Genomic DNA, 14684 nt, shown 5'->3' with positions numbered 1-14684 from the left:
CTGCTTAGGCCGCAACCTCAGAAATCAAAGATGTCATCCAGAAAGCTGCTCATCTTTTTCTTTTTGCGCGGCTTGCCCTGATAGCGGGAATCATAGCTCTGATCATGCCCGCGCTGCTCCTGCGTGTGGCTTGCGCGCGGCGGTGGCGGCGGCGCGCTATAGGCCCCGGCGCGCTCCACAATCTTGTCCAGCTCTCCACGGTCCAGCCAGACCCCACGGCATTCCGGGCAATAGTCAATCTCCACCCCGTTGCGGTCTGCAATCACCAGCGTTGCGCCATCCACCGGACATTTCATCAAAGCTCTCCTCTCAGGTTTAGATACATTGAAAATAGGGAGCCCACTCAGACTTTTCACCTGTCACGGCAAGGAGATAGCGGCATTTCGCTGAAATGCGCACAATTCCGACAAAAAGACTCTGCGCCCCGCAATTCCGACAAAACTACTCAAGTATTTGTTTTTAAACGATTTTTCTTGCATCCCGCACCGACTCACCCTAAGTAGATACTCAAGAAATACAGCGAGCCAGATCGCAACCCACGTACGAAGCAAGCAATCCAGCAAGGTCAAACAGACCAAGCCAGACAGCCAGCCACGCACGAAGGCAGCCAAGATCAAGCCAGCACCTTCCCGACAGTTCAGCGAGCAAGTTTGCACCCAACGCATGCAGCGCGCACTCCAGCAAGGCCCAGCCAAACGCCAGGTCCAGCAAGACAGCAAGCCCCAAACGCAGGCAGCCACACGCCAGCCAGATCGCGACAGACAGACCGGCCCGCCAATTCGCTTCCAACGCATGCAGCCCGCGCTCCAGCCAGATCCAGCCCAACGCCAGATCGAGCAAGACAGCACGCCCCAAACGCAGGCACAGCCGCTCAGCCAGCCATCCCTCCAGATCGCCATTTGCCAAAGCGTTTAGACCGTGACGTAAGGCAGCCTCACCCGAAGGGCACGCTCCCCAACGGCAGCACAAACGCACCCCGCCTATTTCAAACCCAAATCACCTAAGCTGACACCGAGATATGAAAAAAGATCCCTTTTTGCCCGCCGATGACGACGCCCGCGCCTTTGCACAAGCCATGATCCGAGACGCAACCTACGCCTCTATGGCTGTCATCGATCCAGAGACAGGTGCCCCCTCCGCCACCCGAGTCGCGCTCGCCACCACACCTGCATTTGAACCGCTCACGCTGATCTCAGACCTCGCGAGCCACACAACGGCACTGCGCGCTGATCCGCGCTGTTCCTTGCTGCTGGTTGAACCTCGCGAAAAGGGGGATCCGCTCACCCATCCACGCCTCACCATTCAAGCACGGGCGGAATTTGTGACACGCGGTAGCGAAGATCACACGGCCTTGCGCGCGCATTATCTCGACCAGCGCCCAAAGGCAAAAATCTACGCGGATTTCGGTGATTTCAATTTCGTCCGTCTGATCCCACTAAAGGGCTTTCTCAACGGCGGCTTTGCCAAAGCTTACACGCTCACGCAGGCCGATATGACACCTGCGACCAATCCAGCTTAACCCGTCGGAACACAGCTTTGTCGCGCGCGATCAGGTCGCGACAAAGCGGCGCCCAAACGGCTGGTTCTGCACCGCCAAGCCCCCGCAACAAAACCGCAGGGACGACCGGACTATTGCATCATGGATTTTGTCGCCAAAAGCGCCTGAGAGATCGGCTCGAAATAGCGCACTTCCAAAGACGACGCGCCGCGCATCGCGGCCACCGCACGGTCCACACCATCGCGATAGAGTTGCTGCGCCACCGGCACCGACGCGGGCGTCACAGCCTTGATCCGTCCGCCATTCACCCGTACCCGCGCAACGTTGCGATCCAAATGCTCTCGCACAAACGCATAAAGCCCACGGTTCACGCGCGTCAGCGCCACTTCTGCTTCCCAATAGACCGAGGCATTGGCAACAACCCGTACCGTCTGACTGTAAGCCTGCCGCAGACAATCTACGCGAAACACCGGATCCAAAGTCGCACAGGCTGCCGACGCTGCCTCAAAGGTATCCACCGCGCGTTTGGTCTGATGTTCTGAGAATCCGTTGTCGTCATCTGCAAAAACAGGCCCCGCCAAAAACAAAATCGCAGCCGCAGCAATACCACGTAACCATTTGACAGACTTCATCATTTCGGCAGAGCTCCTCACTATCGGGTGACGTGTATCGCACAGGTGGCATGCCGGACAACCTGCGCTGCGGTGCTGCCAAGTACTATATCTTGCACCCCAGGTCTATGCGACGCGATAACGATGCAATCAACACCTTCATCTTTGGCCCAACCAACGATTGTCTTGCCCACGGCCCCCTCCTTCACGATGCCGCGTGCATGGGGCAAATCTGCGCCCATGGCCTCCAGACTGGCCTCGATTGAAGCACGGGCCTCGGATTGAAACCCCTCAGGCACGTAGTTCATCACATAGCTCGGGACATGCGCCATGACATGCAGCAAACTCACGCGCCCATTCTCAGCCACCAACCGGCGGGCCACAGCGATAGCCTCATTTGGATCATGCCCATCATCAAAAGCCACGGGAACCAAGATATGATGATACATGACGGCCTCCTAAGCCTTTGAAACTGCGATCAGACTATGCTCAATCGAAAGCCTCGACAACATCATACATCACTGGCTCGAAACTGCGGCACAGTTGGTGAATACGTCGGTTGCGTTCCCGCATTTCCGCACTGCGCAACATGCTCTGAAAATCCTCGCGACGACGCCACTGCGAGTAATTCGCGACCCGCGTTTGCGCGTCATTCACATGCAATCCTGCCGCAATGAATCCAGGCTGTTTTGAAATAAATTGATCATAAGCTTCGGTCAGGGCATCCAGCAGATCCTGACAGGTGCCGGGCGTCATTTCAAAAGTTGTGATCACGGTTTGAAGGTCTGTTTCCTTGGTAATCCTGGGCATATTTCCTCCTCCATTTCATTGGCTTAGCCTCAATGCATCACAGCGGGCCCTTCTATTGACGCTCAGACAGACGGTCGCAATTTCAGTCCTGACTGATGGCCTTCAAAACCCACGCGCTTGTGATTGCAACAAAGCAACAGCTGCCCCATAATAAGCGCGATATCCGGTCAGGCCGCAACGATGGACCAAAAGAATCTCCACGGGCCCGAGCAGAGACATGAGGCAACTATGACCCGAGCACTACTGGCGCTGCTGCTGGCAGCCGTACTGATCCCATTCGTTCCACAGCAAGTTGACGCGCGCGTTCTCAATCGTGCCTGCCAACAATCTGAGCGTGACGCGGCCAACCGCAACCTGTGCCGCTGCATTCAGAAAGTGGCCAACAAGTCGCTGTCGCGCGCGGATCAGCGACTGGCCGCAAGCTTTATCAAAGAACCGCACAAGGCGCAGGAAGTCCGCCAGTCCGACAGCCGCAGCCACGAAATTTTCTGGAAACGCTACAAGGCGTTCGGCGAAGATGCGACGCGCAGCTGCAACCACCTGCGCTGATCCGCAGCGACAAACGGCATGTCTTGTGTTTCCGGCGCTTCGGTCACGGCCCTAAGCGCCACTCACCAGCTTCAAACTGGGTGGCCGCAAAAACTGCGCCTCCCGCATCTCCGCGCTGATGGCATGCCCCACCATGCCCTCCTCGCGCGAAATCACCGATGACGCCCGAACCAGCTCTGGCAGCGCTTCATCGGCCACGCGCTGCCACGTGACGGTTTTCAGGAACTTATGCACTGACAACCCGCCCGTATAACGCGCGGCCTTGTCGGTGGGCAGCACATGGTTCGGCCCCGCAGCTTTGTCGCCAAACGTCACACAGGCGCGCTCACCAAGAAACAAAGAGCCATAGCTGCGCAACCGCGTCTGCCACCATGCCAGATCGCGCGCCTGCACATGCAAATGCTCTGGCGCATAAGCATCAGACACTTCAGCCATTTCTTCTCGATCGGCGCAAAGGATCACCTCCCCACGCTCCGCCCACGCCTGTCTGGCCGCACTGCGATTGGGCTCTGGCAACTGCGCCACGCAGCCATCAATCCTTGCCATCACAGCCTCCGCCAGCGCCTGATCGTCACAGACCAGCCACACGGGCGAATTGCCCCCATGCTCTGCCTGCCCCACCAGATCCCACGCCACCAGATCCGGGTCGGCACTGTCATCCGCCACGACCAGCACATCGGTGGGCCCTGCGAACATGTCGATGCCAACTTCCCCAAACAGCTGGCGTTTTGCTTCCGCCACATATTGATTGCCCGGCCCGACCAGAATATCGGCACGCCCTGCACCAAAATGCCCCTCGGCCATCGCCGCAACGGCCTGCACACCGCCAAGCGCCAAGGCACGATCCGCCCCCGCAAGCCACATGGCATAGAGGATCGCCGCCGGAATGCCCTCATCTGGACGCGGCGGTGACGCCGCCGTCACATCCTCAACCCCAGCAACCCGCGCCGTGGTGATGCTCATCAAAGCGCTGGCAATATGGCTATAGCGCCCACCCGGCACATAGCAACCCGCAGCATGCAGGGGGATCACGCGCTGCCCTGCCATCAATCCAGGCCGCAGCTCAACCTCAAATTCATTCAGACTGTTGCGCTGCGCCTCCGCAAAGCGACGGATATTGTCATACGCATAGCGCATGGCCTCCCGCAGCTCTGGTGCAACCTGCCGCGCCGCCTCTGCCATCTCATCACGCACCACAACGATGGCCCCTTCCCAGCGATCCAGCCGACGCGCATACGCCCGCACTGTGGCCTCGCCACCTTGCCGGATCCGGGCCAGCATGATCTCCACAGTGTCGCGGGCATCTGCGGCCCCTGCCTCTGCCACAGCGGCGTCTGCGCGTTTCAAATATGTGATGGCCATCGCCGTCTCCCACAGTTTCTATTGTCTATTCTTGGCTTGACCCAACCCGCGCGACTATTCACAAAAGGCAAATCTGCCGGAGAGCCAAAATGTTGAACAAAGGTGTCACCCTCAGGGGTTTGGAAGTGTTTGAGGCGCTGGCCGCCACCGGGGCCGTGGCGCAAGCGGCCGAAATCACGGGCCTGTCTCAACCCGCTGTGTCTCAACAGATCCGCAATCTTGAAAAGGCGCTTGGCACCGACCTGCTCGACCACAGCAAACGCCCCATGCAATTGACCCCAGCGGGGCGGGCCTATCTGATCCGTGCGAGCGCTGTGCTCTCGCAATTGCGTCTTGCACAGTCCGAGCTGGCGGTGATGGATCTCACGCACCTCACCCAGCTCTCCATGGGCATCATTGATGACTTTGACAATGACCTGACCCCCCGCCTGGTGACGACCCTGGCGGAGTCCATGACCCGCTGTCAGTTTCGCCTTGTGACCGCTCCGAGCCACGAAATCACAAAGGCCATTCGCGCCCGTGACCTGCACCTTGCGATCACCGCGACCTCTGGGGAAGTGATGGACGGCATTGCCGAATATCCGCTGACCCGCGACCCTTTCATCCTGATCGCGCCCGCTGGCCGCGTGCCTGCCAAGGGGGATGTGATGTCTGCGCTCGCGAACTTGCCCATGCTGCGCTACGGACAGGAGCAACTTATTGGACGACAGATTGAGGCGCACCTGAAGCGCTGCAAGATCGACATCCCACATCGGTTTGAAATCAGCTCGAACCCCTCGCTGATCGCCATGGTCTCGCGCGGGATCGGCTGGGCGATCACAACGCCACTGGGGTATTTGCGCGCCACCCGCTTCCACGATCGCGTCACCGCGCATCCCCTGCCGTTTGCGCCATTCAGCCGCACAATTTCTTTGCTCGCCAGCGGCGATTGGGCAGACACGGTGCCGCGTGACGTGGCGCAGACCATGCGCAATCTGCTCACCAGCCACATGATCACACCCGCCATAGAAAAATTCCCATGGCTGGAAGAGGAATTCCGCGTTTTGGACAAATAGGCGCGACACAACCGAGGCTCCAACTGGACATCGAAACCAATGTCGGGCCGCGCTGGTCTGCTGCGCAAGAGGGGCAAGCTCTGCTTTAGAAACACCAGCCGTTAGTTTTCAATTTTCCGAAACTAATGCCCCCATCGCACGCTTTCAGAGCGTTTTCGCCAGCCCGCGCGCGCAGTCTTCGATCAGATCGAGTGTCCCATCAAAATCGCGGGTGTAGTAGGGGTCTGGCACCGCTTCTGCCCCACTGCTTTCATACCCGGTGAACAGCCGCACCGGCGTATCATCACCTGCGGGCCGCAACCGCTCTATATTGCTCAGATTGTCGCGATCCATCGCAATGATCAGATCGAATCGCGCAAAATCCTGCGCCACAAACTGCCGTGCGCGCAGATCAGACAGATCATACCCACGTGCACGTGCGGCGGCCTGCATTGGGCCATAAGGCGGCTCCCCCACGTGCCAGGCGCCAGTGCCCGCGCTGTCCACCTGCGCCTGAGGCGCCATTGCGCGAAACACGCCCTCTGCGGTGGGTGAACGGCAAATATTGCCGAGGCACACAAACAGAATTTTCATGGCACATCATTCCCTTACCTTGCCAGTCCAGCGCGAGATTGCCACAGTCAGAGCAGAGCCGCCACCCGACAGCCAGAAAGCAGAAAACCACCATGGGCACCAATATCGTTATCCTCACCGGCGCAGGCATCAGTGCTGAAAGCGGCCTTGGCACCTTCCGCGACGAGGGCGGGCTCTGGGCGCAGCATCGCATCGAAGATGTGGCCACACCGGAGGGCTTCGCCCGCAATCCTGACTTGGTTCACGCCTTCTACAACGCCCGACGCGGCAATGCCGCCGAGGCCACACCCAATGCCGCACATCACGCGCTCGCAGAGCTCGAGGCCGAACTGGATGGCACCCTGCTGATTGTCACTCAGAACGTGGACAATCTGCATGAAAAGGCAGCCAGCAAGAATGTGCTCCATATGCATGGCACCTTGGCCGGCGCGCTGTGCGCCGCATGTGGCCACCGCTGGGAAGCGCCACCTGTCATGACAAAAGAAGATCCCTGCCCCGCTTGCGCCGCGCCCGCAACACGGCCAGACGTCGTGTGGTTTGGCGAAATCCCCTATTTTATGGAACGCATCGAACAGGCTTTGGACGCGGCAGATCTGTTTGTCTCCATTGGCACCTCAGGTGAGGTCTACCCAGCCGCCAATTTTGTCGCCCATGCGGACCACATCGGCGCGCATACCATCGAGCTTAATCTGGAGCCCTCTGCTGGTGCGTCGCGCTTTGCGGAGGTCCACCTTGGCCACGCGTCAGAGATCGTGCCGGATTGGGTGGCACGCGAGCTTGCTCAAACACGCAGCTGATCTTACGAAAGGGCCACCCCGAAGGATGGCCAAATGATCAAATCTTTGCAGCATGCTCAGTGCTTATGCGCGCCGTGCCCATCACCATGCGCAGGCTTGCGCTCCAGATCCACGGGCACGTCCAGCGTGATGTCACCGGCCTTTTCAAAGGTCAGCGTCAGCGTGACCACATCTCCATGCTCTAGACCCTGGGTCAGCCCCATGAACATCACGTGATCCCCACCACGCGCGAGCATATGCTTGCCCCCTGCAGGCACCGCAAAGCCTTCTTTGACATGCAGCATCTGCATGTTGCCATTCGCATCTTCTTTGTGGGTGTGCAGTTCAGTGCGCTTCGCCACCTCGGAAGACACCGCCACCAGACGGTCGTCCTCGTCGCCTGTGTTTTCAATAACCATGAAGCTTGCCCCGGATTTGGACACTTTCGTGGCCACCCGCGCATAGGCGTCTTTCACAGCAATGGTGCTTTCCGCAAACGCAGGAAAGGCAAAAGAAACGGCTGCAATGGCAGCAACGACGGTTGTTTTTACGGACATATCAAGTCTCCTGTCCCTATAGGGTATCGTGTCAAAAAGTCAGAAGAACACGAAGGCAGGAGGCGCACGGGCGTTTACCGCAACAGTGCGAATCGCTTCATCAAAGTCGCCACGCACAATCCGCAGACTACGCACATGCCCCAAAACCATAGGCAGGATCGGCTCGTCATCCACAACCCAGGTGAAAAGCGAGGCGCTGAAATCCGGGCAGATATGCGCCGGCCCGGTTGGGTTGCCATCCGCATCCACCGGCACCATTACCGCGCTTTCGGCGATACAATACTCCGCATATCCAGCCACACCGGGCATGCCACGCGCCACAGCCATGCTGTGCCCTGTCAGCACAAGCACAGCCACCAAGGCCATCGTGAGATATCTGCGGAAAGCCACCATTATGCCCGCATATAGGCACGTCATCTTAACTTTGTGAAGGCGACAAAAAGAAACAGCCCCGCAAAACTGCGAGGCTGTCAAAACCTAAAAAGGTCAGCAAAATTAGGCAGTTGCTGCCTGTGCTTTTGCGATCTCTTTTTTCACTTTCAGAGCGTTGTCAGAAAGCTCGGTATCTTTAGCTTTTGCCAGGAATGCGTCCAGACCACCGCGGTGATCAACGGTGCGCAGCGCAGCTGCGGAGATACGCAGTTTAACGCCACGGCCCAGGGTCTCGGACTGCAGGGTCACGTCGTTCAGGTTAGGCAGAAAACGACGCTTGGTTTTGTTGTTGGCGTGGCTGACATTGTTGCCAGTCATCGGGCCTTTTCCGGTCAATTCGCAACGGCGCGACATGGGTTCATCCTCGTTTTACGGTGCACGGGGATAACGGCCCCGTCAAAGCATAAGGGCGCTGCCAAGGCCGCGCCCGGAATTTTGTTTGGCGTGATTAGGCGGAATTGGCAGGGGCGTCAAGTGATTCAGCGGCTCACGTTCATTATTTGACGATTCCGCAAAGCAAATACGCCCATCATAAGACGAATACACTCACAGATCGCACGATCTCTGCCCCAACTCGTCCGAAAGATCAATCACGGCACCCTGATCTCGCTTCGCATAGAGCGCAGGCAAAAAGAACTCAAAGTTGCCAATTTCTTCGACGCTATACTGTAGCCACGCATCCAAAAGCTTCATGTCGACAACCATCGGTAGGATAAAGTTGTTCATGATCACCTTCACAAGCCCGTTTTCAACACCAACTTCGGTGCGCATCACGACATCAGTGCCGTCTTGTGTTGCCTGAAACTCCCAACGCGCTATCGCCATCTGCATGCCAAGCCGATGCACCTTGACCGCAAAGGCCTCGGCATCCCGCTGCATGACATGAAACCGTTCATAGCTCTTAAAGGCCCGATCTCGCGCAAAATACCGCCTGACAGCCAGCACATCCCCCACGCGCAAAGGCTCCTTGAGGTCGCCTCGCGACACACTTAGCCCCACATTGTCTTGCGGATGCCAGATCAGATAGGCGTCAAAGACTTGCTCACAAATCCGTATCTTCTGCGTCGCATAGACGCCAAACCACCAGTTCAACATCTCGGGCGTCACACCTTTGATCGTGTTGTGATGCAACTCGATCATGATACGCCCATCGCGCATTTGCTCAAAAAGGAACTTGGCGTCACTAAACTGCCGACGTGGCCAATCTAGGGGCCGAGGTTCAGGCAAGTCAGTGGAACGAAACAAACGCATCACCAAAGAACAATCGCTCCTGCACTCTGCAGAACAGCCCGACCCAATATCGCAGTCGAACTAAAGGATGCGACCTCACCAAAGCACCGCTGCGCAACCATTTAACCCCGATCCTCCAGCACAATAACATTACCCTGCGCACGCTTTGAAAACAGTTCAGGTAAAAACTGCTGCAAATATCCAAATTCTTGAACGTTGTGCAGCAACCATGGGTCCGACATCCCCATGTTAAAACTCAAGCGCGCGATGAAGTTATTCAGCAGTGTCTTAGCCAGACCACGCTCAAAACCAAGCGTGGCCTCCGTCACCACATCAACACCTCCGGGCACATCCTGAAAGTTGTAGCAGATACTGCCAATTCTGACCCCGGCACGTTTCAGGCACACATGGAACCCAGCCGTGTCGCGCTTGGACACCCAGACACGCTCGCGGCTCTGCAACTTGGGATCACCACCAAACATCTCACCAACGTAAAATTCATCCCCCACCCTGAGCGGCCGCAACGCTTTGTCATCAGACACACGAATGTCGACATGGTCTTGAGGATGCCAGAAAAGAAACGCCTTTTTCACATCACCTCGGTAGGAGACCCGCTGAGAGACAAACACGCTGAACCACCAGTCCAGCATTTCCGCAGTGACCCCTTTGAGGGTGTTGTGCTCCACCCGCAACTGCAAACACCCGTTTTGCAACTGCACAATCGACGTATATGCATCTTTAAGCTGTCTTGACGGCCAACCGAGAGGATGCGCCTGCCCGGCACCCTCCGAAAAAGCCGTGTGCTCTTGCATACGCATAAACTCCGATCTCAGCTCCTTATCCGCATCAGAAACGCAAAAAGGTGACCGACAGAATGATCCAGTTATGCCAAGCGTGCAAGCATCTCCTGCGCCGCCTGAGACGGCGTAATCACACCAGATGCGACTTTTTCATCCAGTAATTGTAGGTCCTTACGCGCCTGCGCCTTATGCAGGCGCGCCAAGAGACCCTGCCGGACTTCCTCATGGAACCAGAACTGGGCCTGTGCAGCACGCCGGGCTGTCCAATGCCCTTCTTCCTTACGCCACTCTGTCAACGTGTTGATCTCTTTCCACGCAGTCATCAGCCCCTCTTCCTCCAGCGCGGACACGGTCATCGCCTTGGGAAATCCCTTTGGGTCTTGTGGTCGCTTGCGCAAAAGCCGCAGCGCCCCTGCATAATCCGCACAGGTTCGCATCGCGGTGGTCTTGAGTGCCCCATCCGCTTTGTTCACAAGGATCACATCCGCCATTTCCATGATACCGCGCTTCACGCCTTGCAGCTCATCACCCCCCGCAGGCGCCAGCAACAACAGAAACAGATCAGACATTTCAGAAACCACCGTTTCCGATTGTCCAACCCCAACGGTTTCAATCAACACAACATCAAAGCCAGCCGCCTCACACAGCGCCACCGCTTCCCGCGTGCGCCGGGCCACACCGCCCAGATGGGTCTGGCTGGGGGACGGGCGAATAAAGGCGTTTTTGTCCCGGCTCAGCCTTTCCATCCGGGTTTTATCCCCCAAGATCGAGCCGCCACTGCGCGCAGAGGACGGATCCACAGCAAGCACCGCAACCCGCAGCCCTTGCCCGGTCAGCATCATGCCGAAGCTCTCAATGAAGGTGGATTTCCCCACTCCCGGCGTCCCAGACAACCCGACACGCAGCGCCTGCCGCCCAGCCCCTCGCAGGCTTTCCAGCAAAGCACTCGCTTGCGCGCGATGGTCCTCGCGCGCGCTTTCCACCAAAGTAATCGCCCGCGCCAGCGCTCTGCGCTCTTGTTTCAGTATTCTGTCACGCAGATCTGCGATATCCATAGCGCTACCCTGTGTTTTTTGTTTGGAAATCTTCATGCCGCGCCCCACCCTCTCTTGTCTAGTCCAGCGACACATCGACACGCGCAAATTGCGCCTACCGTGCTTTTGCGCCGCAGTCTTTTTCGCGCAATTGTGTCTCTCGGCGGCCAAGGCAGACACCACAAACCAGCTTTGGTCGGTCCATGCCTTCGGCCTCAAAGTGGGAGAGCTCACACTGGAAATGGACGAATCCGCAGAGCGCTATAAGGGCGCAGGCAGTTTTCAGACCACCGGCCTCGCCGGCGTTCTGCGCAGCATCCGCTTCACCGTGTCTGGCGCAGGCACACGCAGTGGATCCGACCTGAAACCGGCGAAATATGACGGCTATATCAACACAGGTAAGCGCGTATCAGAAACCAGTTTGGTTGCAAAAAACGATCTGCTGATCAAAACCAAAGGCGCCCAAAGCCCTGCAACGCCCATTGCCCCCAACCGCACCAAAGGCGCGCTCGACCCGATGAGCATGATGTGGCTCAGCCTGCGCGACCAAACAGACGCCACACTTTGCCAGATTGAGCGAACCCAATTTGACGGAACCCGCCTTGTGCGCATCACGCTCAAAACCCGCCAGCAGGATGGCGACAGCGTGACCTGCTCCGGCACCTATGACCGCATCGGTGGCTACTCAGAAGAAGAACTTGCTGAGCTGAAAACCTCCCCACTCTCTGTGACCTACAGCCGCGTGGGGGAGATCTGGCGCGCAACCGAAGTGCGCCTCACGTCGCGCCACGGCAGGGCCAAGCTGATCCGTCGCGACTAGCGCGGGCGATACAACCCCTCTGGACCCGGCGGCAAGCCTGACCGATAACGACCCCATGACGCAGCTCCCCATTCACGACGCCCTCGATCCCCTGCTCTCTGCCCTGCGCACGCGCAATCGCGCCGTGCTGCAAGCGCCTCCCGGCGCAGGCAAAACCACCGTGGTGCCGCTCGCGATGCTGGAGGCAAATCTAACAAAGGGCCGCATTCTCATGCTGGAGCCGCGGCGCCTCGCGGCCCGCGCCGCTGCTGAACGCATGGCTCAGACTTTGGGGGAAAACGCCGGGGAAACCGTGGGCTACCGCGTACGCGGCGACAGCAAGATCTCCAAAGCCACGCGGATCGAGGTTGTCACCGAAGGTATCCTGACCCGCATGATCCAATCCGATCCAGAGCTGTCAGGCGTAGGTGCCGTGATTTTCGACGAATTTCACGAGCGTTCTCTGAACGCCGATCTTGGCCTCGCGCTGTGCCTCGAAATCTGTGACGCGCTGCGCGACGATCTGATCCTGCTGGCCATGTCCGCCACGCTCGATGCCGCCCCGGTCGCCGCCCTCATGGGGGACGCGCCGATCATCACCTCAGAAGGTCGCGCCTTCCCGGTGGAAACCCGCTGGCTCGACAAGCCAGTTGCCAAAGGCACCCGCTTGGAGGAGGCCACCGCACGCCTCATCACACAAGCCGTCAGTGAAACCGAAGGTGGCGTGTTGGTCTTCCTCCCCGGCGAAGGCGAGATCCGCCGCACACAGGCCCTTCTGAAACTGTCAGCGGACTGTACCGTGCATCCGCTATTTGGCGCGATGCCCTTCAAGGATCAGCAAGCCGCGATCCGTCCCGCCACAGACGGCCGCAAGGTGGTGCTCGCCACCTCAATTGCGGAAACCTCCCTCACCATTCAAGACGTGCGCGTGGTGGTGGATGCAGGCCGCGCCCGGCGCGCGCGCTTTGATCCGGGCTCCGGCATGTCCCGCCTTGTGACAGAGCGTGTGACCCGCGCCGAAGCGACCCAGCGCCAAGGCCGCGCGGGCCGTGTCGCCGAAGGCATCTGCTATCGCCTCTGGACCAAAGGTGAGGAAGGTGCGCTGCTGCCCTTCCCGCCCGCCGAGATCGAGGCCGCAGACCTCACCGGCCTTGCGTTGGAGCTTGCGCTCTGGGGGGCAACGCCCAGCGATCTTGCCTTCCTGTCCCAACCCAATCCCGGCAGCTTTGCAGAGGCGCAGGCCGTGCTCCAGATGCTCGATGCTCTGGACGATACAGGCCGCATCACAGAACATGGCAAAGCCATTGCCGCCCTGCCCCTGCATCCCCGCCTCGCCCATATGCTGACCATCGCAGGACCGCAGGGTGCCCAAATGGCGGCCCTGCTGGCCGCGCGGGATCCCCTGACCCGCGAGGCACCCGTGGATCTCGCCCTGCGCATGGAAGCCCTCAGCGATCTCAAGGCGTTTACAGATCGTCGCCCCTATGGGGTCAACCGCGCCGCGCTGCACACGCTCAAAGACGAGGCCAAACGCCTCGCCAAATCCACAAAAACCAAAGCTGCGCCCAGCTACAGCGCGGCAGAACTCGCAGCCCTCGCCTATCCGGACCGCATCGGTTTGCACCGCAAAGGCGACGCCCCCCGCTTCGTGCTCTCCGGCGGCAAAGGCGCGGTGATGGAGGAAAGCGACCCGCTCGCAAACACACGCCTGATTGTCGTAACCGACACCGATGGCAACCCGCGCGAAGCCCGCATTCGACAGGCCATACAAATTTCTGAATCGCAGGTGCGCAGCCTCTTTGAGGCACATATCGACTGGGAAGACAGCTGTGCTTGGTCCAAACGGGAGCGCCGCGTGATCGCGCGCAAACAGGAACGCTTAGGCGCCATCGCTCTGGATGACCGCATCTGGAAAGACGCCCCCTCTGAGGCCATCGCCGAGGCCATGCTGGATGGCGTGCGCGACCTTGGCATAACACTGTCGCCTGCGGCACAGCGTTTTGTCGCGCGCGTCACCCTGATCCGTGACGCAGGCCATGATTTGCCCGACATGTCCCCAGGCGCTCTGATGGACAGCATAGAGGAGTGGCTCCTGCCCCACCTCACCGGCATCAAAACCGCCGAGCACTGGAAGAAATCTGATGCGCTCGATGCCCTCCGCGCACGGCTGGACTGGAACCAGATGCAACTGCTCGATCGTCTCGCGCCTGCGCATTTCACAACACCGCTGGATCGTAAAATTCCGATCGACTACGCCGGTGAGCACCCCGAAATCTCCCTGCGCCTGCAAGAGTTGTTTGGTCAGACCACACATCCCATGATTGGCAACACACCGCTGCGCGTGACTTTGCTCTCACCCGGCCAGAAACCCGTGCAAACCACAATGGATATCCCCGGCTTCTGGGCCAGCTCCTATGCCGATGTGCGCAAAGACATGCGTGGGCGCTATCCCAAACACCCTTGGCCCGAAGATCCCACCGAAGCAGATCCAACATTGCGCGCAAAACGGCGCAAAAATTAAGGAATTATTCACCATAGCTTGATTTATCGGTTTCAGAAACGTATATACACAACTTGATAATCAGCAGATCCGCAAAG

At 58.7% G+C, this 14684-nt stretch carries 19 protein-coding genes; 6 read left to right on the top strand and 13 right to left on the bottom strand.

Features of this window, described 5'->3' with window-relative positions; translation table 11 throughout:
- Window positions 1–17: 17 nt before the first annotated feature.
- Both PJL69_RS15790 and PJL69_RS15785 read right to left on the bottom strand, forming a co-directional pair.
- Window positions 18–296, bottom strand: coding sequence for a TFIIB-type zinc ribbon-containing protein (locus PJL69_RS15790; RefSeq protein WP_271310518.1), 279 nt, complete (start codon window positions 294–296; stop codon window positions 18–20).
- A 211-nt stretch (window positions 297–507) separates the two neighbouring features.
- On the bottom strand, window positions 508–906 hold the full coding sequence (locus PJL69_RS15785) for a hypothetical protein (RefSeq protein ID WP_271310517.1): 399 nt from the start codon (window positions 904–906) through the stop codon (window positions 508–510).
- A gap of 112 nt (window positions 907–1018) precedes the next feature.
- Between PJL69_RS15785 and PJL69_RS15780 the strand changes: the two genes are divergently transcribed.
- The gene (locus tag PJL69_RS15780; protein WP_271310516.1) at window positions 1019–1519 is read left to right on the top strand and encodes a HugZ family pyridoxamine 5'-phosphate oxidase; all 501 of its coding nucleotides are present in this window, start codon (window positions 1019–1021) and stop codon (window positions 1517–1519) included.
- 110 nt (window positions 1520–1629) lie between these two features.
- Here PJL69_RS15780 and PJL69_RS15775 read toward each other — a convergent pair whose 3' ends face one another.
- Genes PJL69_RS15775 through PJL69_RS15765 form a run of 3 tightly spaced genes read right to left on the bottom strand, consistent with a single transcriptional unit; the run spans window position 1630 to window position 2919 of the window.
- The gene (locus tag PJL69_RS15775; RefSeq protein WP_271310515.1) at window positions 1630–2133 is read right to left on the bottom strand and encodes a hypothetical protein; all 504 of its coding nucleotides are present in this window, start codon (window positions 2131–2133) and stop codon (window positions 1630–1632) included.
- A gap of 17 nt (window positions 2134–2150) precedes the next feature.
- Window positions 2151–2558 (bottom strand): universal stress protein, encoded by a 408-nt coding sequence (locus tag PJL69_RS15770; protein ID WP_209098317.1) that lies wholly within the window; start codon window positions 2556–2558, stop codon window positions 2151–2153.
- Window positions 2559–2598: 40 nt separating this feature from the next.
- Entirely contained in the window at window positions 2599–2919 is a 321-nt protein-coding gene (locus PJL69_RS15765; protein ID WP_209098316.1) for an antibiotic biosynthesis monooxygenase family protein, read from the bottom strand.
- Window positions 2920–3147: 228 nt separating this feature from the next.
- Here PJL69_RS15765 and PJL69_RS15760 point away from each other — a divergent pair, with 228 nt between their 5' ends.
- Window positions 3148–3468: a hypothetical protein gene (locus PJL69_RS15760; protein WP_271310514.1), complete on the top strand. Its 321-nt coding sequence runs from the start codon at window positions 3148–3150 to the stop codon at window positions 3466–3468.
- Between the two features lie 51 nt (window positions 3469–3519).
- Here the strand turns inward: PJL69_RS15760 and hisD are convergent, their stop codons facing one another.
- Window positions 3520–4830 (bottom strand): histidinol dehydrogenase, encoded by a 1311-nt coding sequence (hisD, locus tag PJL69_RS15755; RefSeq protein ID WP_271310513.1) that lies wholly within the window; start codon window positions 4828–4830, stop codon window positions 3520–3522.
- Between the two features lie 89 nt (window positions 4831–4919).
- On the opposite strand from hisD, the gene PJL69_RS15750 reads away from it, so the two are divergent.
- Complete coding sequence (locus tag PJL69_RS15750) at window positions 4920–5885, top strand: LysR family transcriptional regulator (protein ID WP_271310512.1); 966 nt, start codon at window positions 4920–4922, stop codon at window positions 5883–5885.
- A gap of 144 nt (window positions 5886–6029) precedes the next feature.
- On the opposite strand, the gene PJL69_RS15745 is transcribed toward PJL69_RS15750, so the two are convergent.
- Window positions 6030–6458 carry a low molecular weight protein-tyrosine-phosphatase gene (locus tag PJL69_RS15745; RefSeq protein WP_271310511.1) on the bottom strand — a complete coding sequence of 143 codons (429 nt, stop codon included), beginning with the start codon at window positions 6456–6458 and terminating at the stop codon, window positions 6030–6032.
- A 92-nt stretch (window positions 6459–6550) separates the two neighbouring features.
- Here PJL69_RS15745 and PJL69_RS15740 point away from each other — a divergent pair, with 92 nt between their 5' ends.
- Window positions 6551–7255 (top strand): NAD-dependent deacylase, encoded by a 705-nt coding sequence (locus tag PJL69_RS15740; protein WP_271310510.1) that lies wholly within the window; start codon window positions 6551–6553, stop codon window positions 7253–7255.
- A 56-nt stretch (window positions 7256–7311) separates the two neighbouring features.
- Here PJL69_RS15740 and PJL69_RS15735 read toward each other — a convergent pair whose 3' ends face one another.
- The 6 genes from PJL69_RS15735 to meaB form a co-directional block, all read right to left on the bottom strand.
- Window positions 7312–7791, bottom strand: coding sequence for a copper chaperone PCu(A)C (locus PJL69_RS15735; RefSeq protein WP_271310509.1), 480 nt, complete (start codon window positions 7789–7791; stop codon window positions 7312–7314).
- 39 nt (window positions 7792–7830) lie between these two features.
- Window positions 7831–8184 carry a hypothetical protein gene (locus PJL69_RS15730; RefSeq protein ID WP_271310508.1) on the bottom strand — a complete coding sequence of 118 codons (354 nt, stop codon included), beginning with the start codon at window positions 8182–8184 and terminating at the stop codon, window positions 7831–7833.
- A gap of 102 nt (window positions 8185–8286) precedes the next feature.
- Complete coding sequence (gene rpmB / locus PJL69_RS15725) at window positions 8287–8577, bottom strand: 50S ribosomal protein L28 (protein WP_209098307.1); 291 nt, start codon at window positions 8575–8577, stop codon at window positions 8287–8289.
- A 192-nt stretch (window positions 8578–8769) separates the two neighbouring features.
- Window positions 8770–9381, bottom strand: a complete 612-nt coding sequence (locus PJL69_RS15720; protein ID WP_271310656.1) for a DAPG hydrolase family protein — start codon at window positions 9379–9381, stop codon at window positions 8770–8772.
- 194 nt (window positions 9382–9575) lie between these two features.
- Window positions 9576–10265 carry a DAPG hydrolase family protein gene (locus PJL69_RS15715; RefSeq protein ID WP_271310507.1) on the bottom strand — a complete coding sequence of 230 codons (690 nt, stop codon included), beginning with the start codon at window positions 10263–10265 and terminating at the stop codon, window positions 9576–9578.
- 71 nt (window positions 10266–10336) lie between these two features.
- Window positions 10337–11308 (bottom strand): methylmalonyl Co-A mutase-associated GTPase MeaB, encoded by a 972-nt coding sequence (gene meaB, locus PJL69_RS15710; RefSeq protein WP_271310506.1) that lies wholly within the window; start codon window positions 11306–11308, stop codon window positions 10337–10339.
- A 220-nt stretch (window positions 11309–11528) separates the two neighbouring features.
- On the opposite strand from meaB, the gene PJL69_RS15705 reads away from it, so the two are divergent.
- Both PJL69_RS15705 and hrpB read left to right on the top strand, forming a co-directional pair.
- Complete coding sequence (locus PJL69_RS15705) at window positions 11529–12107, top strand: hypothetical protein (RefSeq protein ID WP_441347501.1); 579 nt, start codon at window positions 11529–11531, stop codon at window positions 12105–12107.
- A gap of 55 nt (window positions 12108–12162) precedes the next feature.
- Window positions 12163–14607 carry an ATP-dependent helicase HrpB gene (hrpB, locus tag PJL69_RS15700; protein ID WP_271310504.1) on the top strand — a complete coding sequence of 815 codons (2445 nt, stop codon included), beginning with the start codon at window positions 12163–12165 and terminating at the stop codon, window positions 14605–14607.
- Window positions 14608–14684: the final 77 nt, after the last annotated feature.

Origin of the sequence: Shimia sp. MMG029 (assembly GCF_027947445.1) — a bacterium.
In the GTDB taxonomy this organism is placed as follows: domain Bacteria; phylum Pseudomonadota; class Alphaproteobacteria; order Rhodobacterales; family Rhodobacteraceae; genus Shimia.
This window is presented reverse-complemented; position numbering and strand designations above follow the sequence as displayed.